This is a genomic window from Mesorhizobium sp. B2-3-11 (assembly GCF_006442215.1).
In the GTDB taxonomy this organism is placed as follows: domain Bacteria; phylum Pseudomonadota; class Alphaproteobacteria; order Rhizobiales; family Rhizobiaceae; genus Mesorhizobium; species Mesorhizobium salmacidum.
The window spans coordinates 46,958-72,469 of sequence record NZ_VFVS01000003.1 but is presented as its reverse complement, the minus strand read 5'-3'; the positions used below and the strand labels follow the sequence as shown (position 1 = coordinate 72,469).

At 63.6% G+C, this 25,512-nt stretch carries 23 protein-coding genes; 10 read left to right on the top strand and 13 right to left on the bottom strand.

Annotation, left to right across the window (positions count from 1 at the left end; translation table 11 throughout):
- Positions 1 to 205 precede the first annotated feature (205 nt).
- The gene (locus FJ960_RS05705) at positions 206 to 1,846 is read left to right on the top strand and encodes a tetratricopeptide repeat-containing sulfotransferase family protein (RefSeq protein ID WP_140712444.1); all 1,641 of its coding nucleotides are present in this window, start codon (positions 206 to 208) and stop codon (positions 1,844 to 1,846) included.
- 131 nt (positions 1,847 to 1,977) lie between these two features.
- On the opposite strand, the gene FJ960_RS05700 is transcribed toward FJ960_RS05705, so the two are convergent.
- Together FJ960_RS05700 and FJ960_RS05695 are read right to left on the bottom strand one after the other, a co-directional pair.
- On the bottom strand, positions 1,978 to 2,331 hold the full coding sequence (locus tag FJ960_RS05700) for a DUF1428 domain-containing protein (RefSeq protein ID WP_140712442.1): 354 nt from the start codon (positions 2,329 to 2,331) through the stop codon (positions 1,978 to 1,980).
- Between the two features lie 99 nt (positions 2,332 to 2,430).
- Positions 2,431 to 2,847 carry a glyoxalase/bleomycin resistance/extradiol dioxygenase family protein gene (locus tag FJ960_RS05695; RefSeq protein WP_027143331.1) on the bottom strand — a complete coding sequence of 139 codons (417 nt, stop codon included), beginning with the start codon at positions 2,845 to 2,847 and terminating at the stop codon, positions 2,431 to 2,433.
- 222 nt (positions 2,848 to 3,069) lie between these two features.
- On the opposite strand from FJ960_RS05695, the gene FJ960_RS05690 reads away from it, so the two are divergent.
- Positions 3,070 to 3,684 (top strand): glutathione S-transferase, encoded by a 615-nt coding sequence (locus tag FJ960_RS05690; RefSeq protein WP_140504961.1) that lies wholly within the window; start codon positions 3,070 to 3,072, stop codon positions 3,682 to 3,684.
- Positions 3,685 to 3,712: 28 nt separating this feature from the next.
- Here the strand turns inward: FJ960_RS05690 and FJ960_RS05685 are convergent, their stop codons facing one another.
- The 7 genes from FJ960_RS05685 to FJ960_RS05655 all read right to left on the bottom strand — a co-directional run bounded on the left by FJ960_RS05685 (position 3,713) and on the right by FJ960_RS05655 (position 11,616).
- Complete coding sequence (locus FJ960_RS05685; RefSeq protein ID WP_140712440.1) at positions 3,713 to 3,865, bottom strand: hypothetical protein; 153 nt, start codon at positions 3,863 to 3,865, stop codon at positions 3,713 to 3,715.
- 126 nt (positions 3,866 to 3,991) lie between these two features.
- Positions 3,992 to 4,291 carry a HigA family addiction module antitoxin gene (locus tag FJ960_RS05680; RefSeq protein ID WP_140504964.1) on the bottom strand — a complete coding sequence of 100 codons (300 nt, stop codon included), beginning with the start codon at positions 4,289 to 4,291 and terminating at the stop codon, positions 3,992 to 3,994.
- Between the two features lie 14 nt (positions 4,292 to 4,305).
- Positions 4,306 to 4,587, bottom strand: a complete 282-nt coding sequence (locus FJ960_RS05675) for a type II toxin-antitoxin system RelE/ParE family toxin (RefSeq protein WP_140712812.1) — start codon at positions 4,585 to 4,587, stop codon at positions 4,306 to 4,308.
- A 129-nt stretch (positions 4,588 to 4,716) separates the two neighbouring features.
- Positions 4,717 to 6,243 (bottom strand): ABC-F family ATP-binding cassette domain-containing protein, encoded by a 1,527-nt coding sequence (locus FJ960_RS05670; protein ID WP_140712438.1) that lies wholly within the window; start codon positions 6,241 to 6,243, stop codon positions 4,717 to 4,719.
- Positions 6,244 to 6,487: 244 nt separating this feature from the next.
- The gene (locus FJ960_RS05665) at positions 6,488 to 6,655 is read right to left on the bottom strand and encodes a hypothetical protein (protein WP_246672630.1); all 168 of its coding nucleotides are present in this window, start codon (positions 6,653 to 6,655) and stop codon (positions 6,488 to 6,490) included.
- Positions 6,656 to 6,721: 66 nt separating this feature from the next.
- On the bottom strand, positions 6,722 to 9,889 hold the full coding sequence (uvrB, locus tag FJ960_RS05660) for an excinuclease ABC subunit UvrB (protein WP_140712436.1): 3,168 nt from the start codon (positions 9,887 to 9,889) through the stop codon (positions 6,722 to 6,724).
- Positions 9,890 to 10,017: 128 nt separating this feature from the next.
- A complete protein-coding gene (locus tag FJ960_RS05655; RefSeq protein WP_140712434.1) occupies positions 10,018 to 11,616 on the bottom strand; it encodes a DUF2778 domain-containing protein in 1,599 nt (532 codons plus the stop codon).
- A gap of 528 nt (positions 11,617 to 12,144) precedes the next feature.
- Between FJ960_RS05655 and FJ960_RS05650 the strand changes: the two genes are divergently transcribed.
- Genes FJ960_RS05650 through FJ960_RS05640 form a run of 3 tightly spaced genes read left to right on the top strand, consistent with a single transcriptional unit; the run spans position 12,145 to position 16,682 of the window.
- The gene (locus tag FJ960_RS05650; RefSeq protein WP_140712432.1) at positions 12,145 to 13,014 is read left to right on the top strand and encodes a protein-L-isoaspartate O-methyltransferase; all 870 of its coding nucleotides are present in this window, start codon (positions 12,145 to 12,147) and stop codon (positions 13,012 to 13,014) included.
- 51 nt (positions 13,015 to 13,065) lie between these two features.
- The gene (locus tag FJ960_RS05645; protein ID WP_140712430.1) at positions 13,066 to 15,750 is read left to right on the top strand and encodes a hypothetical protein; all 2,685 of its coding nucleotides are present in this window, start codon (positions 13,066 to 13,068) and stop codon (positions 15,748 to 15,750) included.
- The gene (locus FJ960_RS05640) at positions 15,750 to 16,682 is read left to right on the top strand and encodes a hypothetical protein (RefSeq protein WP_140712428.1); all 933 of its coding nucleotides are present in this window, start codon (positions 15,750 to 15,752) and stop codon (positions 16,680 to 16,682) included. The genes FJ960_RS05645 and FJ960_RS05640 overlap by 1 nt, the downstream gene beginning before the upstream one ends.
- Before the next feature lie 27 nt (positions 16,683 to 16,709).
- Here FJ960_RS05640 and FJ960_RS05635 read toward each other — a convergent pair whose 3' ends face one another.
- On the bottom strand, positions 16,710 to 17,966 hold the full coding sequence (locus FJ960_RS05635; RefSeq protein ID WP_140712426.1) for a hypothetical protein: 1,257 nt from the start codon (positions 17,964 to 17,966) through the stop codon (positions 16,710 to 16,712).
- A 146-nt stretch (positions 17,967 to 18,112) separates the two neighbouring features.
- Between FJ960_RS05635 and FJ960_RS05630 the strand changes: the two genes are divergently transcribed.
- Complete coding sequence (locus FJ960_RS05630; RefSeq protein WP_140712424.1) at positions 18,113 to 19,156, top strand: CapA family protein; 1,044 nt, start codon at positions 18,113 to 18,115, stop codon at positions 19,154 to 19,156.
- A gap of 89 nt (positions 19,157 to 19,245) precedes the next feature.
- Entirely contained in the window at positions 19,246 to 20,199 is a 954-nt protein-coding gene (locus FJ960_RS05625; protein WP_181174156.1) for a DUF3137 domain-containing protein, read from the top strand.
- Between the two features lie 17 nt (positions 20,200 to 20,216).
- Here FJ960_RS05625 and FJ960_RS05620 read toward each other — a convergent pair whose 3' ends face one another.
- Positions 20,217 to 20,714, bottom strand: a complete 498-nt coding sequence (locus FJ960_RS05620) for a DUF2314 domain-containing protein (RefSeq protein ID WP_140712420.1) — start codon at positions 20,712 to 20,714, stop codon at positions 20,217 to 20,219.
- A gap of 438 nt (positions 20,715 to 21,152) precedes the next feature.
- Between FJ960_RS05620 and FJ960_RS05615 the strand changes: the two genes are divergently transcribed.
- From FJ960_RS05615 to FJ960_RS05605, 3 genes are all read left to right on the top strand, one after another.
- On the top strand, positions 21,153 to 21,395 hold the full coding sequence (locus FJ960_RS05615; RefSeq protein WP_140712418.1) for a DUF1344 domain-containing protein: 243 nt from the start codon (positions 21,153 to 21,155) through the stop codon (positions 21,393 to 21,395).
- 181 nt (positions 21,396 to 21,576) lie between these two features.
- Positions 21,577 to 23,199 (top strand): FAD-binding oxidoreductase, encoded by a 1,623-nt coding sequence (locus FJ960_RS05610; protein WP_140712416.1) that lies wholly within the window; start codon positions 21,577 to 21,579, stop codon positions 23,197 to 23,199.
- 18 nt (positions 23,200 to 23,217) lie between these two features.
- Positions 23,218 to 23,844, top strand: coding sequence for a hypothetical protein (locus FJ960_RS05605; protein ID WP_140504985.1), 627 nt, complete (start codon positions 23,218 to 23,220; stop codon positions 23,842 to 23,844).
- Positions 23,845 to 23,851: 7 nt separating this feature from the next.
- Here the strand turns inward: FJ960_RS05605 and FJ960_RS05600 are convergent, their stop codons facing one another.
- Together FJ960_RS05600 and FJ960_RS05595 are read right to left on the bottom strand one after the other, a co-directional pair.
- Positions 23,852 to 24,373 carry a hypothetical protein gene (locus FJ960_RS05600; RefSeq protein ID WP_140712414.1) on the bottom strand — a complete coding sequence of 174 codons (522 nt, stop codon included), beginning with the start codon at positions 24,371 to 24,373 and terminating at the stop codon, positions 23,852 to 23,854.
- Between the two features lie 135 nt (positions 24,374 to 24,508).
- Complete coding sequence (locus FJ960_RS05595; RefSeq protein ID WP_140712412.1) at positions 24,509 to 25,507, bottom strand: alpha/beta hydrolase; 999 nt, start codon at positions 25,505 to 25,507, stop codon at positions 24,509 to 24,511.
- Positions 25,508 to 25,512 lie beyond the last annotated feature (5 nt).

Here is a 25,512-nt window from a genome sequence, read left to right as displayed (position 1 = left end):
GCGCGTACCTTGCGGTGGCTCCCGGCCGTTCGGCCGCGCCCACACCTTGAATCTCTCCTCGGCATGGCTTAGGTCCCGCAGGGCGTAGAAACACGGCAGGTGTCCCATCAACAGAGATCAGAGAAGAGCGGCGGGTGCGGGAACCAGGTCCGGCGCGGCCAAATCTGGCGCGGGAGGCCAGCCGCCGCTGGGCCTCGACCAGTATGTGCAGCAGGCGCTGCAACTGCACCAAGCCGGGCGCCGACAAGAGGCCGAAGCGATCTACCGGCAGGTGCTGGCGCGTCAGCCCAAACATGCGGCCGCAGCGCATTTCCTGGGGTTGCTGTTGCACCAGACCGGGCGCAGCGAAGAAGGGATGGATTTCCTGGAGCAGTCGGTTCAGCTGGAGCCGACGAATCCCGACTTCCTCAACAATCTCGGCACCGTGATGCGCGATCTGGGGCGTGTCACGGCGGCTATCGATTTCTTTCGCGGCGCGGTTGATCTGCGGCCGGAGCAGCTTGCGGCGCGCGACAATCTCGGCTCGTCGCTGAGGCAGATCGGCCGGTTCGAGGAGGCAGAGGACATCTATCGCGGCACGGTGCAGCGCAACCCATTCCACGTGCGCGCGCGGATCGGCCTTGCCGAAACCCTGCAGGAAGCCGGACGCCTCGACGAGGCGCTGGCTGTTTTCCAAGAGGCACTGACCATCCGGCCTAGGGATGCCGACCTGCTGCACGGACTGGGCGTCGGGCTGATGGAGAAGGGCAAGCTCGACGCGGCGGCCGACCTGTTCCGGCAGGCGGTGGCGATCCAGCCCGCCATGGCCCGCGCGTGGCTGATGCTGACGCAGGTCAAGCGCCAGAAGGAGCGCGATGCCGAATTGGCCGGCATGGAGGCGCAGCACGCCAAGGCGCCTCAGGACAGCCTGGCACGCATGCAGCTGTCGTTTGGCCTCGGCAAGGCCAATGACGATCTGAAGGATTATGGCAAGGCTTTCGACTACTTCGCCGAGGGCAATGCCATCCGCCGCAAGGGCATCGACTATGATCCGGTGAAGACACGTGCCGAATTCGAGGCCATGAAGACGGTGTTCGATGCCGGCTTCTTCGAAAAGCACAGACCGAGCCCGATCACCGACGATGCGCCGATCTTCGTCGTCGGCATGCCGCGTTCGGGTACGACGCTGGTCGAACAGATCATCGCCAGCCACGCCCAAGTCTACGGCGCGGGCGAGCTCGGCATCTTGAAGACGGCGGTCGGCAGGCAGTTCCCGTCGAACATGCCGGGCGGTTTCCCCTGGGGCGTGGCCGACACGGACGATGCGGATTTCGCCGAGGCGGGGCAGGCCTATCTCGACATGCTCCATGCCCGCTATCCGCATATGCGCCACGTCACCGACAAGATGCCGGGCAACTTCCTGCTCGTCGGCTTCATCCACATGATGCTGCCGAAGGCAAAAATCATCCACTGCGCCCGCGATGCGGCGGCGACATGCCTGTCGATCTACAAGGTGCATTTCCGCGGCGACAGCCACCGCTATGGCTATGACCTCGGCGAGCTCGCCGATTTCCACAATCTCTATACCGACATCATGGCGCATTGGCACAAGGTGCTGCCCGGCGTCGTGCACGATGTGCGCTACGAGGATTTCGTCGCCGACCAGGACGGGCAGAGCCGGGCGCTGATCGACTATCTCGGCCTGCCATGGGAGGATGCCGTGCTGTCGTTCCACCAGACCGACAGGCCGGTGCGCACGGCATCCGCCGCGCAGGTGCGCCAGCCGATGTACCAGGGCTCGGTCGATCTGTGGAAGCGCTATGGCGACAGGCTGAAGCCGCTGCTCGACAAGCTAGGTCGATATTGAGGTGGTGCCGGCCCGCGAACGGTGGTTGCCTGCGCTTCCGGTACTCACGTATTCAAACGTACGCTCCGTTCCGGTTCTCGGAAACCATCGTTCTCGACTCGGCCTGACCTCAATCTCGACCTAGCTTGGCGTCAAAGCTCCATGAAGGGCTGGAAGCCGCCGAAGATCATGCGCTTGGCATCGAAGGGCATGGTTCCCCAATCGGGTTTCAGGCGCGGGTCGGCCATCACCTTGGCCATCACAGCATCGCGATCCTGCCTGGATTTGTAGACGGCCCAGGAGAAAACGACGATCTCGTCGTCCTTGGCCTGAACGGCGCGCGGAAACGAGGTCAGCTCGCCATAGGGCACATCGTCGCCGATACATTCGACATAGGCGAGCGCGCCGTGTTCCATCCATATGGGGCCTGTGAGGTTGGCCAGCTTCTTGTAGTCATCGAGATTTGCCTTCGGCACGGCAAGCACGAAGCCATCGACATAGGACATGGCGGTCTCCTCTTTGCTAGAAATAGGCGCCGGATCGGCGGGGATACGACCCGGCGCGGTTGGGCGCATCCCTCTCGGCGAGGGCGCGCACGCTAAAGCTTATTCCGTCGGTGCGTTCATTGCCCAGGCGACGCCGAAGGGGTCCTTCACCTGGCCCCATCGGTCGCCCCAGAACATCACCTGCAGCGGCGTGACGATCTCGCAACCGGCGTCGACAGCGCGCTTCCACCAAGCGTCGATATCATCCTTGCCGAGATGGAGCTGCAACGTATAGCCCTGCGCCGCCTGGTGCGGATGGCCGTGTTCCGGATAGGCGTCGCCGAGCATCAGCGTCGAGCCGTTGATGTAGAGATGGATATGCATGGTGCGGCCTTTTTCATCCGCCGGATAGGCAAAGACTTCCTCGGCCCCGAAAGCCTTCTTGTAGAACTCGGCGGCCTTGTTGGCGCCGTCGACCTGCAGATAGGGGGTCAATCCGCCAAGCACTTTTGGCCGGGGTGGGGTCTGGTCGGTCATTGTATGTTCCTCTTCACGTTTGGATTGGCCTTGCGGACCATAGGACGGACGAGAGGACGCCAATCCTACAGGGTCGCGAAAATTTTTGGCCGGGCGACAACCGATGGGTTGGGAAGGCGTGCAACGAACTTGCGTCGGCGGCTTCCAATCAGAGCGCAATTCTCTCGGCTCGCAGGCTAAAAGAGCTGGATTGCGCGCCGCCTACTCAGCCCGGAGACGACAATGATCCTCTATTATCAGACCCACTCACCTTTCGCGCGCAAGGCGCTGGTCTTCGCGCATGAGGCACGCGTCGCCGATCAGCTCCAGGTCATTCATCACGAAACCAGCCCGACCTTGCACAACGCCAGTGTCCACGCCGAAAACCCGCTAGGCCAAGTGCCGGTGCTGCTGCGTCCGGGCGCGCCGGCGATCTTCGATTCCGACGTCATCTGCGCCTATCTCGATACGCTGCATGATGGCCGGAAGTTGCTGCCGCGGGTCGGCGAGGCACGCTGGCAGGCGTTGCGGCTGCAATCGGCCGCCCAAGGCCTTGCGCAGACGGGGATCGCCTTGCGCTGGGAGACGGAAAGGAGACCCGAACAGCTGCGCTATGATGCTCTTGCCGAAGGATATCGGCAGAAGATCGAGGCGACCTACGACTGGGCCGAGAGCGCCCTTGACGACGAGGCGCCGCTCCATGTCGGACATATTGCGCTAGCCACCACGCTGTCCTGGATGGCGTTCCGTCATCTTCCATCGTTTGGTTCGCGGGCGCGGCTGACGCGCTGGTTCGAGGCTTTCGAAAGGCGCGCGTCGATGCGTGCGACGCCGCTTTCGGGCGATACGCATGATTGATTCGCGCTCGCCTGAGAGGCGGCGAGCGTCAACGGTTGTTCGGAGTGTCGAGGATTTCCGGAAAGCCGATATCCTTGCGCAGCGCGGCCGGCAGCGACAGCAGGATGCGTTCGCCGCGGCGACGGGCGCGCGCCGCGGCATACCGGGTTGCGATGCGACCGATGGATGACAGGACGGACATGGTGACTTCTCCCTTGGGTTGGCGCCGGCATCATCGTGTCGGCAACCCAAGGACGGGGCTGCAACGGGCGATCCGACAGATTGCCGAATCTTTTTAGCGGCCTCTGTTATCGGCAATGCGCTTACTTCAGGCAGCAGTCTCCAATCGTTCGATCGTTTCAAGATCGGCTCTCTTGGCCTTCGCCTCGACGGCGAGGTCATAGCTTGCCTGCATGTTCATCCAAAACTGCGGCGTGGTGCCAAAAAACTTCGCAAGGCGCAATGCCGTATCAGGCGTTACCGGTGTCGTCTCGCTAGCCAGGCGCTCGATGCGGGTGCGCGGCACATGCAGCTTTTTGGCCAGCGTGTAAGACTTCAGACCAAGCGGTAGAAGATACTCTTCGCGGAGAATTTCTCCTGGATGGATAGGCGGGTTGATATCAAGCATTTGGGACCTGCCTTTCAATGGTAGTCGGTTATTTCAACATCTTCTGCTTGCCCATCCACCCAGCGAAAGCAGATGCGAAACTGATCGTTGATGCGGATCGAATGCTGACCGGCGCGGTTGCCTTTCAAGGGCTCAAGCCTGTTGCCGGGAGGCGTCTTGAGATCTGACAGTTCGACGGCATTGTCGATCATGTAGAGCTTTCGTTGGGCTGATCGTACAAGATCCGAAGGGAAGCCCTTTGGAGTCTTGCCGTTCGAAACGGCTTCGCTGGTCTTGTCCTTGAATGAGCGTATCATCCCCGGGTTCCGCTGGACGTACCATGGCATGATACGTTCCGGAAATCAAGAGGGCGCCTCATGAATGAGGCCAAGGTCCGGCCTGGCGACGACAGGCCGGACTTCATCGGCATGAATCAGTCCCGCCGCTCAGCCGGTTCCCTCAGCCACCTCGCGGAAGAAATTCTCCGGATCCTCGACCTCGGTCAGCTTTCGCTTCTCGATCAGCCAGAAGCGGTTGCCGACAGCACGGATGAAGGAACGGTCGTGCGAGGCGAGCAGGCAGCTTGCCTGGTGCTTCAGCAACTCCTCCTCCAGCGCCTCCTGGCCGTCTATGTCGAGATGGTTGGTCGGCTCGTCGAGCAGATAGAAGTTGGGATTGGCGAGTCTCAGCGCCAGCATCATCAGCCGCGCCTTTTGGCCGCCCGACAGCACACCGATCCTGCGTTCCTGCATCTCGATGACCACGCCGGCGCCGGCAAGCAGCGAGCGGGCGCGCTGTTCTCCGACATCGTAGCGGCGCGAGACCATCGCCAGCGGCGTGTCGTCGCCGCTGATTCCGGACAGCGCCTGGTCGCTGTAGCCGAGCACGGTCGACGGCGTCACCTTCACATTCCGCACCGTGTCCGGCTCGAGAATGGCGTTGCGGATCAAGGTGACGAAGCGCGACTTGCCGACGCCGTTGCGGCCGAGCAGCACGATGCGATCGCCCTGGCAGATGTGGCGCTTGCCGGTCCTGAACAGCAGCGTGCCGTCCGGTGTCTCGACCGCCGCGTCGTCGAGCGTGATCAGCACCTTGGCGTGCGTGCCGCGATTGGCGAGTTTGATCGCCCCCGCCGATTTCTCGCGATGCGCCGGATTGGCGGCCTCTTCGAGCTTTTCCGCGCGCTGGTTGAGCTGTTTGGTCTTGACGGTCAGCAGGTCGCTGCCGGAATTGATGCCGATATTGTTGAGCTTGGCCGCCTGCCGGCGCAATTGCTGGGCCACCTTCATGTCGCGCTGGAACTTTCGCTCAGTCGAGGCGTCGACCTCGTCCAGCGCATCCCTGGCCCGCGAATAGGGGAGAGAAAACACCGGCGACTGTTCCGGGCGCAGGAACAGCGTCCGGTTGGTGGTGGCGTCGAGGAAGGCTCGGTCATGGCTGGCGATGATGACCGGCACCTCGCGCGGCAGCGCGTTGAGCCAGGTTTCCAACTGGCTGATGCGGGCGAGGTCGAGATGGTTGGTAGGCTCGTCGAGCAACAGCACGTCGGGATCGGTGACCCAGACGCGGGCGATCAGCGCCAGCCGCTGCCAGCCGCCGCTCAGCGCCTGCATCTCTCGCTCGCGCATTGGTTCGGGCACGTCAAGCGAATCGAGAACGATATCGACGCGCCACATCTCGCTGTCGGCCTGCTCCGGCGGCAAGGCATCCGCCACCACCTGATAAAAGGTGCGGCCAAGCAGGGCAGGGGCAACGGACTGCTCGACATGGCCGACACGCAGGCCGCGCGTGCGGGTGATGTCGCCCGTCGTCGGCTCCAGCTCGCCGGTCAGGCATTTCAGCAAGGTCGACTTGCCGCGGCCGTTGGCGGCGACGATGCCGAGCCGGTCGCCAGTGCCGATGCTGAGGTCGAGATTGGAAAAGAGCGGCGCACTCATGGTAACGCCGAGGGATTTGAGGCTGATCAGGGCCATGTTCGATTTCTCTGGTCTGTCCGGAAAATCCGGCTCGATGCACTTTGACGGTGCGCATGCCGGTCATCAGGCCAGGCGTTGCGGCACCACGAAGGGCAGACCAAAAAATCGAGGCGGGAAAAAACCCGGACCGTCCCTGGTCAGCCCTGCAAGCAAGCTCGCAGGGCGGAAATCGGGCCACGCTGACGATGGTGATCGAAAAACACGTTAGCCTTCCTTCAAGACGTTCGAGTATGGGGACCGGTTACACCAAAGGCGGGGCCGATGGCAAGGGCAAGGCTTCCAACCGGCGGGGAAACGGGTCCAGCACCAGCACGCAGCCGGCGATGATCGCCACCGCGCCGAAGCACTGGATGACGGTCAGCGACTCGCCAAGCAGCATCGTGCCGATCAGCACGGCGATCGTGGTCACGGATATCCGATCTCGCCCCTCGTGGGGGAGATGTCCGGCAGGACAGAAGGGGGACGCGAAGGATCGCTACCGTCCCGGTCTACCTGTCTTCCCCGGCCGGCGCTTTTCGCGGCGGGCGTCGCCTGGGTCCTCGTAAGAGCCGATGCCGGCGCGCTGACGGACGATTGGCTTATCGGTGTCGCCGCGATCCTTCGCGCCCCCCTCTGTCCTGCCGGACATCTCCCCCACGAGGGGGGAGATTGGCTGTGGCTTCGCCGGCACTTTTCCCTCTACCGGTTTCTCGGTACGGCGCACCGTCATTTCGTCCAGAGAATTCTTCTTAAACAACGGTTTGGCGGCGTCGCCCGGGATGCCGAAATCGGAGCCGTGCGCCTCTTCGGCCGACTGCTTCTTGAACAGCGAGCGCGACACCGCCCCTGACGGTGTTGGCATATCGGTGCCAGGCCCCATATCGTCGAGCGAGGGCTTGGCGAACAGCGGCTTCTTCACCGGCACGGCGCCGTCGGCGCCCATCTCGTCGAGATCGGGCTTGCGAAAGAGGTTGGGCCTGGCGGCCTTGGCCGTCTCTTCGGCGGCGCGTGCCTGGTCGAGTTTGCGGAACCGTTCCTGTTCCTCCAACGTGCGATGCTTGGCCACGCCCTTGTTGTGCTTGCCCTTTTCGCGGCCCGAGGCCGGACTTTGGCCTTCCACCTCGCGCGCCAGCGGATCGTCGGAGATCGACAGTTCCCTCTCGCGCAGCCGCTTGATCTCGTCGCGGATGCGGGCCGCCTTCTCGAAGTCGAGATTGGCGGCGGCGTCGCGCATCTGCTTGTCCAGCGCGTCGAGATGGGCCTTGAAATTGTTGCCCATCATGGCGCCGGCGCCGTCGGTGAACTGCGAGATGTCGGCGCGGACGTGGTCCTTCTCGTAGACCGAATCCAGAATGTCGGAGATGCGCGACTTGACCGATTCCGGCGTGATGCCGTTGGCGGCGTTCCATTCCATCTGCTTTTCGCGGCGGCGATTGGTCTCGGCCATTGCCCGTTCCATCGAGCCGGTGACCTGGTCGGCGTAGAGGATGACCTTGCCGTCGACGTTGCGGGCGGCGCGGCCGATGGTCTGGATCAGCGAGGTTTCCGAACGCAAAAAACCTTCCTTGTCGGCATCGAGAATGGCGACGAAGCCGCATTCGGGAATGTCGAGGCCTTCGCGCAGCAGGTTGATGCCGACCAGCACGTCGAAGGCGCCAAGCCGCAAATCGCGCAGGATCTCGATGCGTTCCAGCGTGTCGATATCGGAGTGCATGTAGCGAACGCGCACGCCCTGCTCGTGCAGATACTCGGTCAGATCCTCGGCCATGCGCTTGGTCAGCACGGTGACCAGCGTGCGGTAGCCGGCGGCGGTCGTCTCGCGGATTTCGCCGACGACGTCGTCGACCTGGCTCTTGGCCGGGCGCACCTCGACCGGCGGATCGATCAGCCCGGTCGGGCGGATGACCTGCTCGGCAAAGACGCCGCCGGCCTGTTCCATCTCCCAGCCGCCGGGCGTCGCCGAAACGGCGACCGAGAGCGGCCGCATGGCGTCCCATTCCTCAAAGCGAAGCGGCCGGTTGTCCATGCAGGAGGGCAGGCGGAAGCCATATTCGGCCAGCGTCGCTTTTCGCCTGAAGTCGCCACGATACATGCCGCCGATCTGCGGCACGGTGACGTGGCTTTCGTCGATGAAGACCAGCGCGTTGTCGGGAATGTATTCGAACAAGGTCGGTGGCGGATCGCCGGGCTGGCGGCCGGTGAGGTAGCGCGAATAGTTCTCGATGCCGGCGCAGGAGCCGGTGGCTTCCAGCATTTCGAGGTCGAAGCGGCAGCGTTGTTCCAGCCGCTGTGCCTCCAGCAGCCGGCCGGCGCGCTCGAGCTCGACCAAGCGGTGCTTGAGCTCTTCCTTGATCGACTTGATCGCCTGGTTCAGCGTCGGGCGCGGCGTCACATAGTGTGAGTTGGCGTAGATCTTGACGCTCTTCAACTCGCCCGTCTTCTGGCCGGTCAGCGGGTCGAACTCGGTGATCGCCTCGATCTCATCGCCGAACATCGAGATGCGCCAGGCGCGGTCTTCCAGGTGGGCCGGGAAGATTTCGATCGTGTCGCCACGCACGCGGAATGAGCCGCGCACGAAATTGATGTCCTGGCGCTTGTACTGCTGCGCGACGAGGTCGGCGAGCAGGGCGCGCTGATCGAGCCGGTCGCCGATCTGCATCTGGAAGGTCATCGCCGTGTAGGTCTCGACCGAGCCGATACCGTAGATGCAGGACACCGAGGCGACGATGATGACGTCGTCGCGCTCGAGCAGGGAACGCGTCGCCGAATGGCGCATGCGGTCGATCTGCTCGTTGATAGAGGACTCTTTCTCGATGAAGGTGTCGGTGCGCGGAACATAGGCTTCCGGCTGGTAATAATCGTAATAGGAGACGAAATATTCCACCGCGTTGTCGGGGAAGAATTTCTTGAACTCGGAATAGAGCTGCGCGGCCAGCGTCTTGTTGGGCGCCAGGATCAAAGCGGGCCGCTGCGTCTCCTCGATCACCTTGGCCATGGTGAAGGTTTTTCCGGAGCCGGTGACGCCGAGCAGCACCTGGGTGCGGTCGTTGTTGTCGACGCCCTCGACCAAATCCTTGATGGCGGTCGGCTGGTCGCCCGCCGGTTCGAAGTCCGACACCATCTTGATGGCGATGCCGCCTTCGGATTTCTCCGGCCGGGCAGGGCGGTGCGGTGTCCACAGCACGCCGTCCTTGTGCAGCGGATTGCCGGATTCGATCAGCGCCGAGAGCGCGGCCACCGTGGCGGTGACGCCACTGGACGACATCGTCTCGGCTTCTTCCAGCGAGATGTCGAGGCCGGCGACCGGATTAAGGCCGGCTGCCGTGCGTTCGCGGGCCGACGCGGCGCCGCCCATCGAGGTGCCGCGCGCGGTGCGGCCCGGCGCGGCGGACCGCTCGGGTATCTTCTTCGGCGACTTGGCGCCGCCGCCTTTGCCCGTGGTGCGTCCTTCCCGTTCGGCCTCCTGCTCGATCTGCTCGGCCCAATCCGCGATCGAACCGGTCAGCGGCGTGCCCGACAGTTCTGCCTGCGGCATCTCGGCGAAGCCGCCCTTGTGCAGCGGCTCCGAGGCGTCGAGGAAATCGGTCAGCGGGCTGCGCCGCTTCGGCGCGGCGCGGTCCTCATTCGCCGTCGGCAGCGTTTTTTTATCGGGGGATTTGGCCATGTCCCGAATATGGGAGGTCTTGGCGAAAATGGAAAGAGCACGATGAAGGCAGGCGTGCCGCCGGCTGCGGCTCCTGACAGCAGGCTGTCAGGAGTGGGCAGGTATGGCGCGCTTCCTGCTCGCAGGGGTCAAGCGCCACGCGCGTTGTCGGCCACGCGGGTCGGCGATCCATTCAGGCGCGGCACCACGACGAGCCGGGTGACCTTGCCCTTCTTGAAGGCGGCGAGGAAGCGCGCATAGTCCTTGAAGGCGACGCAACCGCTCGACTGGGCGTAGCGGCCCCGAAGCAGGTAGGTATGGGCCAGCAGGCCGTCGCGATTGTATTTGTTGCGGCCATCGACCGGTGTTAGACGCAAGGCCTCCACACCGTGAAAGCGCGACTCGCGCAGCGACAGATTGTAGGTGTTGGGCGGTGTCGGTCCGCGGTTCTTCTGGTCGGCATAGCGCGGCTGGTCCGCCATGGCGCCTTTGCCCGAATGCGCCTCGAGCCTCGAGCCGTCAGGCATGTAGACGGTGCCGGCGCTGATGTCGTAGACGGCGACGCCGTTGCCTGCGCCACTGCCGCCGCGCGGGCCGCCGAACAGGTTCTTGAACGCCTGGCCGAGGCCGCCGGCGGGAACGTCGGGCTTGGCATAGGCCAGCACGTCGCCACCATCGCGGGTCCGGCCTTGCCGGGCCGGCTGCGTGGCTTGCTGGACGGGCTTCGGCTGGGGCGCCGGCTTCTGCTCCAAAGCCTTGGGCTGTGCGGCCGGCTTGTCCTCTTCCACCACCCTGGGCTGCTGCGGCGCGTCATATTGCGGGCGGCGGGTCGGCAGCGGCACGTCATCGGTGAGCGCATCCGGCAGCGAGGCGGCGTCGCCCGGCTGTTGCTGCTGTGTCTCGACCGGCGCAACCGCGACGTCGGGCGAGGATTCGGTCATCGGCAGCGGCGAGGCGAAGGCTTCGTCCTCGACAGGCAGAGACTCGACCAGGGCAAGCGCCAACTGCGCGTTGTCGGGCGTTTCCGACTGGGCAAAGCCCATCGGCGCCGCTGCGGTCTGCACGACCGAACCCGTATCGGCGGGGGCGAAACGTTCCGCCGCCGGAGCCGGCATGTCATTGGACAGGCTGGCCATGACCTGTAGGGACGGCACGAGGGACGCCTCGGTGATCTGCGGGGCGGGGCTGGAAATCAGGGGACGGATGCTGGCCGTGCCCGCCGGCTTTCCCGCGCCGGCGAAGGCGGCAGCGAGCTTTGTCGGCGACAGCGACGCTTCCATCAGTTCGAAGCGCTGCTGCGATTTCGACTTCGCCGGCGTTGGCTTGGCCTGCACCACCAAGCGCCCGGATTTCTCCGCCCTGGAGGTTATCGCCGCCAGCTTGAAGCAGCTGGCGCCGCACTGTACGGCGTGGTCGTGCAGCGCTTGCGCGCCGCCATGGGCATTGGCTGTCACGAAGGGCGCCGCAGAGCTGAGGAAACGCTGTTTCAACGGATCGGCGAGAGCGAGCGTGCCCGGCATGGACAGCGTCTGTGGCAGGCCGATCGACGCCGTCGAGAGCGAGGCGCCGACGGAGCTGAGGCCGGCCATGGTGCCGATCAGCCATAGGCCGACGGCAGCGCTGACGCCCGGCACCGCGACCCAGCGGACAACCCGTTCAGGGGTGAAGGATGAGGCACGTGGCGCTTCGAAAGCGGTCTCGCCGCTCCAACGCCTGTCCCCGACAATTTTACGACTCAAGAACGCCATGCAACCAATCTTGCTCCAAGCGGCTCCCACGTCCGCGGCTGTGATAGCCGCGACGACCATTCTGTGAGTGATCCCAGGTGGTCCCCGACGCGTTTGCCGCGCCTGTCGTTAGTTGCCGATTGCTTCAAAATATGGACAAAGTTGGTTAACCAATCCCTCTCAAAACCAATGGAGAGACGTGGACTTTGTGCCGAAAAAAGGCTCGTCCACGACCATGCACGCGGTATTGCAGCCCTTCCAAGGCTGTTTTGCTGCCTGTTTTTGCCTGCTGAGTCAAGCAAAACAGCCTTCGCTAGTCTTAGCAAAAAGGCGGTTCGGGCGATTCCCGCGGCAATGAGGCACGCCGACATGCGTCGGCCGCGCCGCTGCTACGCCACCGGCTGCCTGCAAATAGTGTTGCCGTCCTGCCACAATTCTTCGGCCTGAAGGATCGCCTCCCGGCGGCCGATTGACTCGTTTTGGGAGGCAGTGCAATCCGTTCAAGTGCTTGGTTTTAGGTGGCAAAGGCCACTTTTGGAGGCTTTTTCCATGAAGCGTCGAGACTTCTTGGCGCTGTCGGCGGGAGCTGCGGCGTTTTCCATTCTTCCGGCCGCCGTCAAGGCCGCCGTGCCGGTTGCCTATGACCGCAATGCGGAGGTGCCGTTCAAGGACAAGAAATCATTCATCGACTGGATGGTGGCCAATCGCGGCGAGGATCCGAAGTTGCTGGCGGAGCGGTTCGATCGCTTCCAGATCATGGTCTACAACAAGGACGTGCTGGACGACCGCAACAAGCGCGCCTTCCTGCTGACGCCGCGCGAGGAGTTCGTGCTGCCGCAGAATATGGGCCGCGCCTATGATCATGCCTTCCTCGACATCGGTTATGGCGTGACGATTTCAGGCCCGCATCTGGTCGGGCGCATGACGACGTCCATCGACGTGCAGTTCGGCGAAGCCGTGCTCGAGATCGGCACCGGCTCGGGCTACCAGTCGGCCTACCTCGCCAACCTCACCGACAAGGTGCACACGATCGAGATCATCAATCCTCTGGCGCAGCGCACCCGCCGCACCTATGATGGGCTGATCGAGCGCGGCTACAGCGAATACGGCTCGGTCACCAGCCGCAATGCCGATGGCTATTATGGCTGGGAGAGCGTCGGCCCGTTCGACAAGATCATCGTCACCTGTGGCATCGACCACATCCCGCCGTCCCTCCTGCAGCAGCTCAAGCCCAACGGCGTGATGGTCATTCCGGTCGGTCCGCCGGGCGCCCAGCATGTGCTCAAGGTGATCAAGCAGCAGCTTGCCGACGGCACGTTCAACATCGTCCGCTCGGACATCTACAACGGCAAGGTGGTGCCCTTCGTGCCCTTCACCAAGCTGGAAGGCAACCAGATCGTCGGTACGCATAACGGCTGAGTTGCCGCGCGGCGGCACCGGCCTTGCCGAATTTCGCACCAAGGGGCCTGAATGGCAGCCGTCGTACCGATCTCTCGACCAGGCATCGCCCCGCTGGAGGCGCCACGGCTTGCGCACTATCTCGCGGTCGGGCTGATCGCCGGCGCCATCATCGCCCTGCAGATCGCCGTCATGCGGGTGTTCGCCGTGGGCAGCTGGTCGCATTTCGGCTCGCTGGTGGTGAGCCTCGCCATGCTTGGTTTCTCCTTGTCCAGCGTCGTCATCTTCGCCGGCAAGGGCTGGTTCGACCGCCACTGGCAAGGCGCGGCAACAGTGGCCCTGCTGCTGATCGGCCCGCTCGCCGTCGGCTCCAACCTTGTCGCCCAGACGGTGCCGTTCAACGCCATCTTCCTAGTTTCCGATCCCCAGCAGAAATCGCGGCTGCTCGCCAATTTCCTGCTCTATCTCCTGCCGTTCCTGGCCGGCGCCTTCTTCCTCGGCATCGTCTTCCTGAAAAGCCGCACCGCCTTCGGCCGCGTCTATTTCGCCGACCTGACCGGCTCGGGGCTTGCCGGCCTCGTCGTGCTGGTGTCGCTGTATCTGTTCGCGCCTGAAACCATCATCGTCGTGCCGCTGCTTTTGTGGGCCGCCGGCTCGCTCTTGTGGTTCGCCGCGTTCGGCGCCTGGAAGAGTGTTGTCGCTGGTGCCGTGGTTGCGGCGCTGTCGATCGCCGGCTACCTCATGCTGCCTGGGCTCACAGGCATACCCGACATCGCCGTCTCGCAATACAAGGGTGTCGCCTATGCCCGTAATTTCCCCGACGGCAAGCGCATCTACCGCAGCGTCTCGCCGTTCGGCGATTTGCAGGTCTATGCCAGCTCCTATATGCACTTCGCGCCGGGCCTGAGCGACAACGCCGCTTTCGGCATGCCCGAGGTTCCGGCCAACACCTATGTCGGCATGTATCGCGACGGCGACGGGCCGGAAGGCATCATGCGCAACTTGGCGCCGGCCGAGCAGGTCTATTTCCGCTATCTGCCGATGCACTATCCCTATGTCATCAAGCAGAAGCCCAAGACATTCGTCGTGCAGTTCGGCGGCGGCATCTCCACCCAAGCGGCGCTCAATGCCGGTTCGACATCGGTGACCGTCGCCGAAAGCAACCCGATGACGTTGCGGGCGTTTCGCGATTCCGTGCTCAGGGACGTCACCGGCAATATTCTGGCCGAGCCGCGGATCAAGGTGATCGACTATGACGGGCGCCTGTTCCTCGCCAACACGGCAGAGCGCTACGACGTCATCGACCTCAGCCTCGCCGACAGCGTCGGCCTGTCCAATCCCGGCGGCTTCGCCATTTCGGAGAAATATGCCTACACGCGTGAGGCGATGCTGAGCTACATGCACGCGCTTGCCGATGGCGGCGTGCTGTCGATCACCTTGTGGAACAAGGAAGAGCCGCCGAAATCGGTGCTCAAGCTCTATTCGACCGTCGCCGAAGCGGCCAGAACCTTCGACCGCCAAGGTGCCGCCAACGATATCTTCGCCGTGTCGAGCTATCTCTCCACCACGACCGTGCTGTTCAAGCGCGGCGGCTTCACCGAGGCCGAAATCAAGACGCTGCGCGACTACACCAAATCGATGTCCTGGGAGGAGGTCTACTATCCAGGAATAGTTTATGACGGCTCGGGGGCGCAAAAGGTACTCGATGATTACCGCGCCTCGATCTTCGGCAGCGGACAGGACGCGACGCTGACCCAGCCCGCCGATGCGTCAGCGCCTGCAAATCCTGACTGCGACCCGACGGCGCCTGCCGATCCGACACTCGATGCTTGTGCGGATGCCGGTGCCGATGCCGGTCCGCAGGTGCTGCCTGCGACCGCGTTGCAGCGCATGACCTGGCACGCGCTTTTGACCGGCGGCTGGGAAAAGCTCGCCAACGATTATGTCTTCGACGCGCGTGCGCTGAGCAACGACCAACCCTATTTCGCCGCCTATGTGAAGGTCGCCGACCTGCCGCGCACGCTCGACCGGCTCGACCTGTTCCAGGACGACTGGGGCTATCTCCTGATCTGGGCGACGCTCGGCATTGCCTGCATCACGGCGGCATCGCTGGTGCTGCTGCCGGTCATCTTCGGCTGGCGCATCGTGTTCTCACGCTCGCGCGGCAAGCTCGGCACCATCCTTTATTTCGCCTGCCTCGGTCTCGGCTACATCATGGTCGAGGTCGGGCTGATCAGCCGTTTTACCGTGGCGCTGGCCAACCCGACCGTCTCGGCCTCGGTGCTGATCTCCTCGATGCTGGTGTTCTCCGGCCTCGGCAGCCTGTTCGCCGAGCGCATCTTCGACCGCGCCAGGACGCTGCTGCCGGTTGTGCTGCTGACGGTCTGCGTGCTGCTGCTGGCCTACGGGTTCTATCTATCGCCCGTGCTCGACCGGATCGGCGCCTATCCCTATGCCGTGCGGCTGCTGCTCTGCTTCCTGCTGGTGTCGCCGCCGGCCTTCCTGATGGGCATGCCGATGGCCACCGCGATGACCTGGCTGGCGCGGCTGGGCAAGGAGCATCTGTTCGTCTGGGCCTGGGGCATCAATGGCTGTTTCTCGGTCATCGGCTCGGCCGCCGTGCCGATCGTCGCCACCAGCTTCGGGCTCAGTGCCGTGCTGCAATGGGCAGCGATGGCCTATGTCGTTGCCATCCCGGCGTTCTTTGCCGTGCTCCTGCCATCGAAGGCGCCCGCTCTCCGGGTGGTGCCCGCCTGATGCCGGACCGGCGCGCCATCGTCGCCGGACTGCTGGCCACGGCGGCGTTTCCGGCGGTAAGCCAGGGCGCGCGCTTGCACAAGGCGGTCTCGACCATCGTGCCGTTCAAGGCGTCACCGTTTCCGTACCGGGGCAAGCTGCCCGACGGCTCCGGGCCGTTTCTCGACGTCGATGCGAACGGCCGCCACGGTCACACCTCGCCGCGCGGGGGAATCTATTGGGAAGACGAGACCTATTCCGATCGCTCGACGCTGCTCGCGATTCCCAAAGGGTTCGATCCCGCCAGGCCTGCTGTCATCGTGGTGTTCTTCCACGGCAATGGCGCGACCTTGCAGCGCGACGTGGTCGGGCGCCAGCGGGTCGTCGCGCAGGTCGAGGCTTCAGGCCTCAACGCCGTGCTGGTGGCGCCGCAATTTGCCCGCGACGCGCAGGATTCCAGCGCCGGCAATTTCTGGACACCAGGCTATTTTGCCAAGTTCATGGCCGAGGCGGCGCAAGGCCTGGCCAAGCTGACCGGCGCCAAGGCGGCAAAATTCGAGGCCATGCCGGTGGTGATGGTCGCCTACAGCGGCGGCTACAATCCGGCCGCTTCCGTGCTCGGGAATGGTGACATCGGCGGACGCCTGCTCGGGGTCATCCTGCTCGACGCCGTCTTCGACGAGGCCGGCATCTTCGCCGACTGGATCGCGCATCACAGGAAGAGTTTCTTCGTCAGCGCCTATGGCAAATCATCGGCCTCCGGCAATGCCGAGATCAGGCGGTTGCTGGCGGGCCACGGTATAGATGCCAGTTCCGATCCACCGCGCCGCCTCGAAGCCGGCACTGTCGCCCTGCTTGCATCGGACGCTGCGCACGACAGCTTCGTCACGCGGGCCTTTGTCGGCAATCCACTGCAGTGGCTGCTGGCCCGGATGAGCGAGTTCGCGCGCTGAGGCACCTGCATCAGCCTAGGGCGCCGCTCAGTTGAACCATAGCGCGAACGTCAAGAACCCGCCGCCGCCGAACTGGCGCTGGATCTGATCGAAATCCTCGCTGGTCAGGATATTGCCGGTTTCGAGGTAAGGGGCGATGCCGGGACCGGTGATCGACAGCACGAGGTCGAAGGGTTTTGGCTCGTCGAAGAAGCGCTTCATGTTGATGCCCTTGCCGGTGATGCGGAAATGCGGCAGCAGCGCGCGGCCTTCGAGCAGATCCTCGGCCATGGTCAAGGTGGCGAGCCAGGCCTGGACCTGCTCCTCGCCGACTTCGAGGCCAGTGAGCGGGTTTTCGCCCTTCTGCTGCGGGCCGGGCAGCCATTCGCGGTCATTATCGGTCTCGGCGCGGATCGCCTTCCAGTCCTCGCGCGACAGCCGGATCATTTCGAGCAGCTCCTGGCGCGCCGCCTTGCGACGCTCCGGCTCGATCACCGGCCAGTTGATCATGTGCACCATCGAGATGAAATCGGCGATGCGCCATTCCGAGGAGAAGATGCTCGAGCCCATCTCACTTGGCGGCGGCACGAGGATGTCCTGCAACGGCAGCTTGGCGCGCGGAAAAAGCATGTGGAACGAGCCGTCGAACGTGCCCCTGAAATCATGCGCCAGCCAGAAATCGGCCTGCGCCATCAGGAACTCGGCATAGCCCTGCAGCCAATAGCCGTCGGCGCGATCGAAGCGGAAAGTGAGCGCCGGTGCGGCGCCGTCCGGCGCCATGCCGCCATGCGACAGCGCGGCCATGATCGCCGCCATGCTTTCATCCGGCGCGATCGTGCCGTCCTCGTTGAGGTCGATACCGACATGGGTGAGGTCGATGACCATGCCGATATCGGCATCGGCCGGCACCGAACCCAGTGTCGCGGCGGATTTTCCCAGCCGGTCGCGGAACGCGACCAGTATGGCGCGGAACTTTTCATAGGTCAGCGGCTCGGGTTTGGGATTGGGCGGCACGGGCAGCTGCATCAGTGGCAGCATGAAGGATTGCGGGCTTTCGAAACCATGGCGGTGCAGGCCGCTGGCCAGCAATTCCAGCGCCGTGAAGAACTCGCCGGCGCCGGCGGCATAGGCGGACGCCGGATCTTTCGGCGCGGCCGCTTCCAGGATAGACAGCGCGGCGTCGCGCGCGGCTACGGTTTTTGCCTCGAACAAGGCGGTTGCCGCTTCCGGCATGGCGGCCGATGCGGACGACAGTGGCACGAGCAGAATGAAAGCCGATCCCAGCAGGCTTGCTATTCGCGTCATTTTTCCCTCCCATTTGTCGCCAGCGACCATACACAGATTTACGATGTCGCGCCTGTCGGCGCCGACACGCTGTCCACATCGTTGATTGCCGACGGCTTCAACCAGCCCGCTGGACAGTCTAGACAAGGCAAACGATTGGGCGCGCCGTGTCGAACTATCCGCTCTCCTATAAACTGTCCTGGCTGCCGCATTTCCTGAAACCGTCGCTCGTCGGTGACGCCACCGGGTTTGCGCCGGCATCGGGGACGCTGATGGACCGGCCACCGAGACGGACGGTGCGGCTGGCCTTCATCGGCGACATCTCGGCGGTCGCCAACCGGAGCGCGCCCGACTGCGATCCGGCGATCAAGGCCCTGCTGGGCACGGCCGACCTGGTCATCGGCAATTGTGAAAGCCCTGTTGTCGACAGGCCGAGCGCGTTACTGGGAACCAAACTCGGCACGCATCATGCGATGAGCGAACGCTTTCTGGTCGAGGCGCTGGCGGCGGTCGGCATCGGGCGCGAAAAACTGGTGCTGTCACTGGCCAATAATCATGTGTTCGACCAGGGCGTCGCCGGTTTCGACGTGACGGTGGCCGCGTTGAAGCGGCTCGATATCCGCACCATCGGCCTAGCCGCCAATGGTCCGGTTCGGTCGATCAAAGTCGGGCCCCTGGATGTCGGCTTCGCTGCTTTCACGCTGTGGCGCAACGCCGACGAGAGCTTGTTTGCCGGTCGCGTGTCGATGGACAGCGACCCGACAGGCTGGCCGCGCGATCGTTTCGACCTCCTCTGCGCCGTGCCGCATTGGGATTGGGAATTTCGGCATTTTCCGCGTGCCGGAACACGGGCGCTGGCGCGGCGGCTGGCCGGGCAGGGCGTAGGGCTGATCGCCGGCCATCACGCGCATGTCGTGCAGCCGGTGGAGCGGATCGGCGACGCGATCGTCGCCTATGGGCTCGGCGATTTCCTTGGCACCGCTTTTGCCCGCCAGCCATGGCCGGGGCGGATCGGCGGGATTTTCGTCGTCGATGTGAGTGCCGATGCCGATACGCGCGGCAGGATCGCCGCCCACCGGCTGCATCCATTCATGCGGGTACGCGTGGGCGACCATGAGCGGCTGGTGTCGGTGGAGGAATTGGAGAGTTCGATAAGGGGAAAGGTCGAAGGGCGGCTGGGCGCAATCTTCCCTTCTCACACAAGGGGATAAGGGATCACCGCTCTATCCGGCTGGCGTCATTCCTGCAAAAGCAGCTATCATAATGGAGCAAAGCGGGCTTCGGCAGCGGGGGGATGGCAATGGAAACTTTCATGCCGGGCGCGGCCGATATCGCGGCCATCCAGAAGGACATCGAGACCTACGAAGCGACAAGGGCCTCGGTGGCACGCGCGGTCAAGTGGCGCGTGCCGTTGTTCGTTGGCCTGGTGGTCGTCTTCGTCGCGCTCATTGCCTGGCTGTTCAACAAGGTCGCCGATCCCAACGAGCAATGGTTCTCGACGCCGCATGTGTTTCTCTATGGCATCGGCTTGGTGGTGGCGATCGTGGTCTATTTCAGGGCAATCAGGCCGGCGGCGAGGCTGCAGCAATCGTTTCGCCAGACGCTGATGCCGATCATCTTCGGCTTCATTGGGGATATGCGCTACCAGCACGACGTGACGCCGCATTCCTTTGACCGATTGCCGCGCGAGACGGTCGGCGGTTTCACCATGAGCCGCTTCGATGACATCATCTCAGGACGCTATGACGGATTTGCCTTCGAGCTGTACGAAGCCGATCTTTGGGATGGAGGCGCCACCAAGAACAAGACCACCACGTTCAAGGGCGTCATCGTCGCTTTCGAGGCCTTCGAGCCGTTTCCGGGAATACTGGTCGCGGCGCGACGTGCCAGTGGCGTGATCGGTTTTTTCCGCGGCATGTTCGCGCCCAGGATGCAGGAACTGCCGTCCGGCGTGCCTGAGCTCGACGCCGCCTATGAGTTCCGCACCGACAATGTCGAGGCGGCGCGGCCGCTGGTGACCGGCCGGCTGGCGCAAGCGCTGAAATGGCTCGGCGAAACCTGGCCGGACGAGCCGGCGCGTGTCGCGCTCAACGGCAGCGACGGTTTTCTGCTCCTGCCGCAACCGAAGAACTTTTTCGAGCTACCTGATATTTCGGTGCCGCTCGACTACGCCAGCCATGTCGCACCGATGATTTCGGACCTGGGTGCCATGCTGGCGACCGCGGCACTGGTGCGCAAGATCGGCGCAAGCTAGTCCGGTTGGGCAAACGATCAACAATCGTAACCGGATTTGTCGCGCAGGTAGTCCGCTTCTTCCTTCGACATCCTCTTGAACATCACACACACGGTGAAGCTACCGACTTGCCGCCCGTCGCGCCTGTATCCCCAGTCCGAAATATCGTCCCTGGTGAATTCTATGTTCTGGCCGAGGACGACATTGCGCACAGCTACCGGCTCGTTTGCCAATATGCCGACGAACCCTGTTTCGGTACGCTGGAACGGGATGACCCAGAAGTGCTCGCTGATATCCCCATCGCGCACCTCGACCTTCAATTTGAACCTGTCCGTGCCCGAGGGCGGCGTTCCGGCCAGGGCCAGGAACTCATCCAGGCTGGCAAGAGCCTTTGCAGTCGCCGTCGCCATCTCGGGGTCGTCCGTGGCAAACATAAGCGGTTTGTCATCGTTCGGATTCGCGGCTTGCGCGCCGGCCGATCCCGGAGCACACGCCAGCATCATCAAGGACATCATGGATCGGACTGCAAGCTTCATGGAAAGGCCCCCTTCATGGTAACGGCGCACCATCCGGCATCCGTTCCAGATTTGCAACCGGAGCGCGAGTTTCGTCCGTTTCAGTTGGCGGTCTGAACTGATCCATGACACAAAATGTGTATCGATAACCGCTCGGCCGTCTGTTTCGTGATGCTGGTCGAGACGGATTGCGGCGGCCGCGCCGTGATCGCTACCGCTCGCCACAATCCGTCTAAACGACTCTTTTCGCGAACAGAAATGCGCTCGCCGGAGGAACCGAAGCGGCCTGAAATGATGTCGGCCGCGGACAATATGTCGGAATTAAGCCTATGATATCCTTTGCGAAAATTCACCCAATGTGATTTGCCGATGATGGCTGTCTCGTTCCAGTCTCGGGCCGTTCGGTGCTGCTCTCTCCCAAGCGGTACCGGAAAACCGAAACAGCACGGAGTGCTATCCATGAAGAAGACCCTCGCAACCACCGCCGCTCTGCTCGCCTTCCTCGGCACGGCCTATGCCGCGACCGTTCAGGGCACCATCCAGGCGGTCGATCCGACAACCAAGTCGGTCACCCTCGACGACGGCAAGATCTACCAGCTGTCGCCTGATGCGTCGGTCGGGAAACTGAAGGTTGGTGCCAAGGTGGCGGTGACCGTCGACGAGAAGACCGGCATGGTGACGTCGATCAAGAAGGCTTCATAGCGACTGCTGACCGGACTTTTGAGACCCTGCTCCAATCTGGCCGGTTCCTTCGGGGACCGGCCATTTTCATTACCTTGGGCACTCACCGCCAGGCGACGACGGTGGTAAAACGCCGTTCCGGCAGCGCCGCTATGGTTTTTGCCAAAAGGCCGCGCTATCCCTTGGCTGACGGGGGATCTGCATGGCCGAGGAACAAAAGGGATTTCGCCTGTCGCGGCGGCTGCTGCTGGGGGCGGCTGTTTTCGGAGGCGCGGTACTGTGGGGTGGTACCACCGTGGCGCGGCTGGCGCGCGGCCCGTCAGGGCCGAAGAACACCGGACGCATCGCCGATATAGACGGCATCGCGCTGCCGCTGAAGCCGATCGCCAGCCCGCCGGCCTTCGATCCGTCGCTGCCCTGGCTGGCAAAAGGCGGCGACATCAACGACGCCAGCGGCCTGTCGAGGACGCCGGTCTACGGCATGGTCGAGGTCAGCGAGGAAGAGCACATCGCCAGGGCGCTGGCCTTCGCGCGCGCCACCGGGCTGAAAGTGTCGCTGGCGGCGATCCGCCATTCGATGGGCGGGCATGCTTTCGACGACAATGCGCTGGTTCTCGACCTCAGAAAGTTCAACAAAGTCACGGTGAACGCCGCGGCCAAGACAATGACCTTGCAGCCGGGCGCGTGCTGGCACGACATCCAGAACATGCTGCATCCGCTTTTCGCGGTGAAGGCGATGCAGTCGACCGACATCTTTTCGGTCGGCGGCTCGCTGTCGGTGAACGCGCATGGCATGGACCATCAGGCAGGCTCGGTGGCCGGTTCGATCCGCTCGATGCGGGTGATGCTGGCCGACGGTTCGGTGACCACCTGCTCGCCAGCCGACAACAGCGAGTTGTTCCGCCATGTCGTCGGCGGCTACGGCCTGTTCGGCGTGGTGCTGGAGGCGACGCTCGATATCGTCGACAATGCCGTCTACCGCACCTCGCGCGAGATCATCAAGTCCGACGATTTCCCGAAATTCTTTGCCGAGGTGCTGGAGCCGAACAAGGACATCGGCCTGTTCTACGGCCATCTGTCGACCGCGCCGGGCAATTTCCTCGAGGACATGATCGTCTACCGCTACGATAAGGTCGCGGAGCAGCCGCCCGCCGACCAGCCGGCGCTCGGCGAACCCGATGGCGTCGGCCTGAAGCGGGTGATCATGAACATGGCCAAATGGGGCAGTGCGTTCCAGGAACTGAAATGGTTCACCGAAAAGACGCTGGAGCCGAAATTCGAGAGCTGCACGGTGCCGCGTACCTCCGCGCTTGCCGAGGGCGAGGCCTGTCTCGTCACCCGCAACAACCCGATGCACGATTCGGTGCCGTATCTGTTCAACGACCTCATGAGCGAGACCGACATACTGCACGAATATTTTATTCCTCGCGCCGCCTATGTCGAATTCATCGCGGAAGCGCGCGAGATCCTGCGCAACCAGGATCTGCCGGTGCTCAACGCCTCGGTGCGCATCGTCCACAAGGAGGACGTGGCGCTGACCTATGCGCCGGAGCCGGCCTATTCGCTGGTGCTCTATATCAACCAGCCCGCCGATGCCGATGGCAATACCAGGATGCGCGCGCTGACGCGGGCCCTTATCGACGTAACGATCAAGCATGGCGGGCGATTCTTCCTGCCCTACCAGCTGCACTATACGGCCAAGGAGCTGCTGGCGTCCTATCCCGAGCTGCCGGCTTTCCTGGCGGCAAAGCGCCACTATGACCCGACGGAACTGTTTTCCTCGACCTTCTACCGTGCCATCAAGGCGCTGAGCGGGACGGCTTAGCAGTCAGAGGAGAATTCCATGCGGATGGGATCAGCGGCGGCGGTGTTCGCCTTCGTCGCACTTTGCCCCGGACCGGCCGGCGCTGAAGACCTGAAAGCCTTCAGGCTGACGATCGACGGCAAGGCGGTTGATATCGATGCCGGCGAGAGCGCCCATGTGACGTTGCCGGACGGCAAACAGGTCGAAGTGAAGCTCGACAAGAACGATTTCGCGACCTTTTCCGGCGACAGTTTCTCCTTCAACCATCCGAGCGGCATTTCGGTGACCAAGACCGATCTCGGCGAGAACATCACGCAATATCTGATGGCCTCGGCGCTGGGCACGATCGTCGTGGTGCAGGAATACGGCAAGATGAACCCGGTGTCGCTGAACCAGCTGATGCTGCAGGAGATGACGAAGGAATCGGTCAAGGCGGGTGCCAAGCTGACGCAGCAGCCGACGACGCGCAAGCTCGCGGACGGCAAGGAATTGACCGGCATCACCGCCGAGGTGAAGACCCGCACCGACACCGCTTATTTCGAAATCGTCGGCTACGGTCTCGCCGACCAGGGACTGCTGTTCATTACGCGTGTCGCGGGCGAGGACGCGGCGACCGAGAAGCCGCTGATCGACAAGTTCTGGCAGAGCCTGAAGCTGAAGATGTAGGCGAGGCCTACGGCTTGCCCGGCACCAGGCCGGCCAGCCAGTTCACGGAGCGCTTTGCCGCGTCGGCGGTTGCCGAGACGGCGCGGCCGAGATCGGTCTTGACCACGGCGTAGCCATTCTTCGTGCGGTAGAGCACGCCGGTGCCGCCATCCACCACCTGTTCATAGGCGACGGGGCGCGCAGCGGCCGCGTCCAGGGCCGTCGTGGGCGATCCGACCGGGACGCTCGGCCGATGGCTGAGTTCCGGCGGCAGCGGGCTTTCCGTTCTGACGATCCGGCTGGCGGGCTTCAGTTCCGGGCCCGACGCGATCGCGGCCAGGTGCGATGAGGACGCCGAACCTTTCGCGCGACAGATGCCGGACACCAGCGGATAGTTGAAATTGCGCTCGTGCAGGATCTGGCTTTTCATCGCGGCTTCGCAATCGGCGATGGTCGACCACTTGGCCGGCGTCTCGCCGATATATTCGCACAGCTTGGCGTCGCAGTCGCAGCCGACGATAGTCATGGCGACAAGGGCGGTCTTGATCACGGTCTCGTCCCTTCGAGATGTCCCCCGGCAGCCCAGTCAGGCGCATGTCGCGTTCCAGGCGACATGCATTCTCCATTGCGCGCGAACAAGGCGGGATTTTGGCTTCGACCGTGGAATGTGCGTGGCGGCGCGTGCCTACCCGGTGCCCGGCAAGGTCCGTTTGAGGAAATTGGCGATCAGCCGCACCACGTCATGCGGGCGCTCGACCTGCGGGATGTGGTTGACACCATCGAGGACGGTCAGTTCGGCGTGTGGAAACAGCGAGGCGATCTCTTCGCCCTGGGCCAGCGGCGTGGTCGAATCCTCTCGCCCCCAGATGACGAGAACCGGCGGCGTGAAGGCGCGATAGTTCGCCTTGTTGGCGGCAAGCGATTTCCGCTCGTCATTGTAGAGGCCGCTGAACAGCCAATGACCAACGGCATTGGTGGTGCCCCTGACGTTCAGCGGGCGCGTGTAGATGGCGATGCGCTCCGCCGTGACGAGATCGTCGTTCTCGATAAATTTGCGCAAGCCGAACCGGGTCATGAGCGGATTGGTGAAGGTCGAGGCAGTAAGGAGCTGGCGTGGCCAGTCCCTTTTCAGGAGGGATGCGAACGGCAGGGCCGAAGCCTCGGTCTGGCCGAGGCCAATCGCCACGTCGAGCAGAATCAGCGCATCGATGCGATTCGGAGCCGAGAAGGCGGCTTCGATCACGCCGCCACCACCATAAGAGTGGACGCCGACGCTGAAATGCCGAAGGCCGAGCGCGTCGGCAAAGCCAAGGACACGCCTGGCGTGAGCGGCGCGCGAATAGTCCTGGTCGGCCGGTCTTTCCGAATAACCGAAGGGCGGCATGTCGACGGCGATTACGCGGAAGCCCTGTTCACCCAGCGGCGCTGCGATATCGCGGTAGGTCTCGGCCCACGATGCCGTGCCGTGGAACAAAAGCAGGGGCGATCCGTCCGGCGGTCCCCAGACCTGGTAGTGCATCTTCAGCCCGTCGACCGTCGCGAACAATGCTCCCGCCGGAGCCGCTTCCCGCGGCGACAGGGTCTCGCGAAAAGCCGCTGCGGCGCGAAAGCCGACGAGCGCCACAATGACCAGCACGACCAGCGTGAGCGCGAGCCAGCCGACAATCCGGATCAGTCGACGCATGGCAG

Bases quoted from the DNA above. Each gene is read 5' to 3' on its own strand.
- FJ960_RS05700 (WP_140712442.1), bottom strand. From the start codon at position 2,331: ATGTCCTATGTCGATGGCTTCGTGCTTGCCGTGCCGAAGGCAAATCTC.
- FJ960_RS05695 (WP_027143331.1), bottom strand. From the start codon at position 2,847: ATGACCGACCAGACCCCACCCCGGCCAAAAGTGCTTGGCGGATTGACC.
- FJ960_RS05690 (WP_140504961.1), top strand. From the start codon at position 3,070: ATGATCCTCTATTATCAGACCCACTCACCTTTCGCGCGCAAGGCGCTG.
- FJ960_RS05685 (WP_140712440.1), bottom strand. From the start codon at position 3,865: ATGTCCGTCCTGTCATCCATCGGTCGCATCGCAACCCGGTATGCCGCG.
- FJ960_RS05680 (WP_140504964.1), bottom strand. From the start codon at position 4,291: ATGCTTGATATCAACCCGCCTATCCATCCAGGAGAAATTCTCCGCGAA.
- FJ960_RS05675 (WP_140712812.1), bottom strand. From the start codon at position 4,587: ATGATACGCTCATTCAAGGACAAGACCAGCGAAGCCGTTTCGAACGGC.
- FJ960_RS05670 (WP_140712438.1), bottom strand. From the start codon at position 6,243: ATGGCCCTGATCAGCCTCAAATCCCTCGGCGTTACCATGAGTGCGCCG.
- uvrB (WP_140712436.1), bottom strand. From the start codon at position 9,889: ATGGCCAAATCCCCCGATAAAAAAACGCTGCCGACGGCGAATGAGGAC.
- FJ960_RS05655 (WP_140712434.1), bottom strand. From the start codon at position 11,616: ATGGCGTTCTTGAGTCGTAAAATTGTCGGGGACAGGCGTTGGAGCGGC.
- FJ960_RS05650 (WP_140712432.1), top strand. From the start codon at position 12,145: ATGAAGCGTCGAGACTTCTTGGCGCTGTCGGCGGGAGCTGCGGCGTTT.
- FJ960_RS05645 (WP_140712430.1), top strand. From the start codon at position 13,066: ATGGCAGCCGTCGTACCGATCTCTCGACCAGGCATCGCCCCGCTGGAG.
- FJ960_RS05640 (WP_140712428.1), top strand. From the start codon at position 15,750: ATGCCGGACCGGCGCGCCATCGTCGCCGGACTGCTGGCCACGGCGGCG.
- FJ960_RS05635 (WP_140712426.1), bottom strand. From the start codon at position 17,966: ATGACGCGAATAGCAAGCCTGCTGGGATCGGCTTTCATTCTGCTCGTG.
- FJ960_RS05625 (WP_181174156.1), top strand. From the start codon at position 19,246: ATGGAAACTTTCATGCCGGGCGCGGCCGATATCGCGGCCATCCAGAAG.
- FJ960_RS05620 (WP_140712420.1), bottom strand. From the start codon at position 20,714: ATGAAGCTTGCAGTCCGATCCATGATGTCCTTGATGATGCTGGCGTGT.
- FJ960_RS05615 (WP_140712418.1), top strand. From the start codon at position 21,153: ATGAAGAAGACCCTCGCAACCACCGCCGCTCTGCTCGCCTTCCTCGGC.
- FJ960_RS05610 (WP_140712416.1), top strand. From the start codon at position 21,577: ATGGCCGAGGAACAAAAGGGATTTCGCCTGTCGCGGCGGCTGCTGCTG.
- FJ960_RS05605 (WP_140504985.1), top strand. From the start codon at position 23,218: ATGCGGATGGGATCAGCGGCGGCGGTGTTCGCCTTCGTCGCACTTTGC.
- FJ960_RS05595 (WP_140712412.1), bottom strand. From the start codon at position 25,507: ATGCGTCGACTGATCCGGATTGTCGGCTGGCTCGCGCTCACGCTGGTC.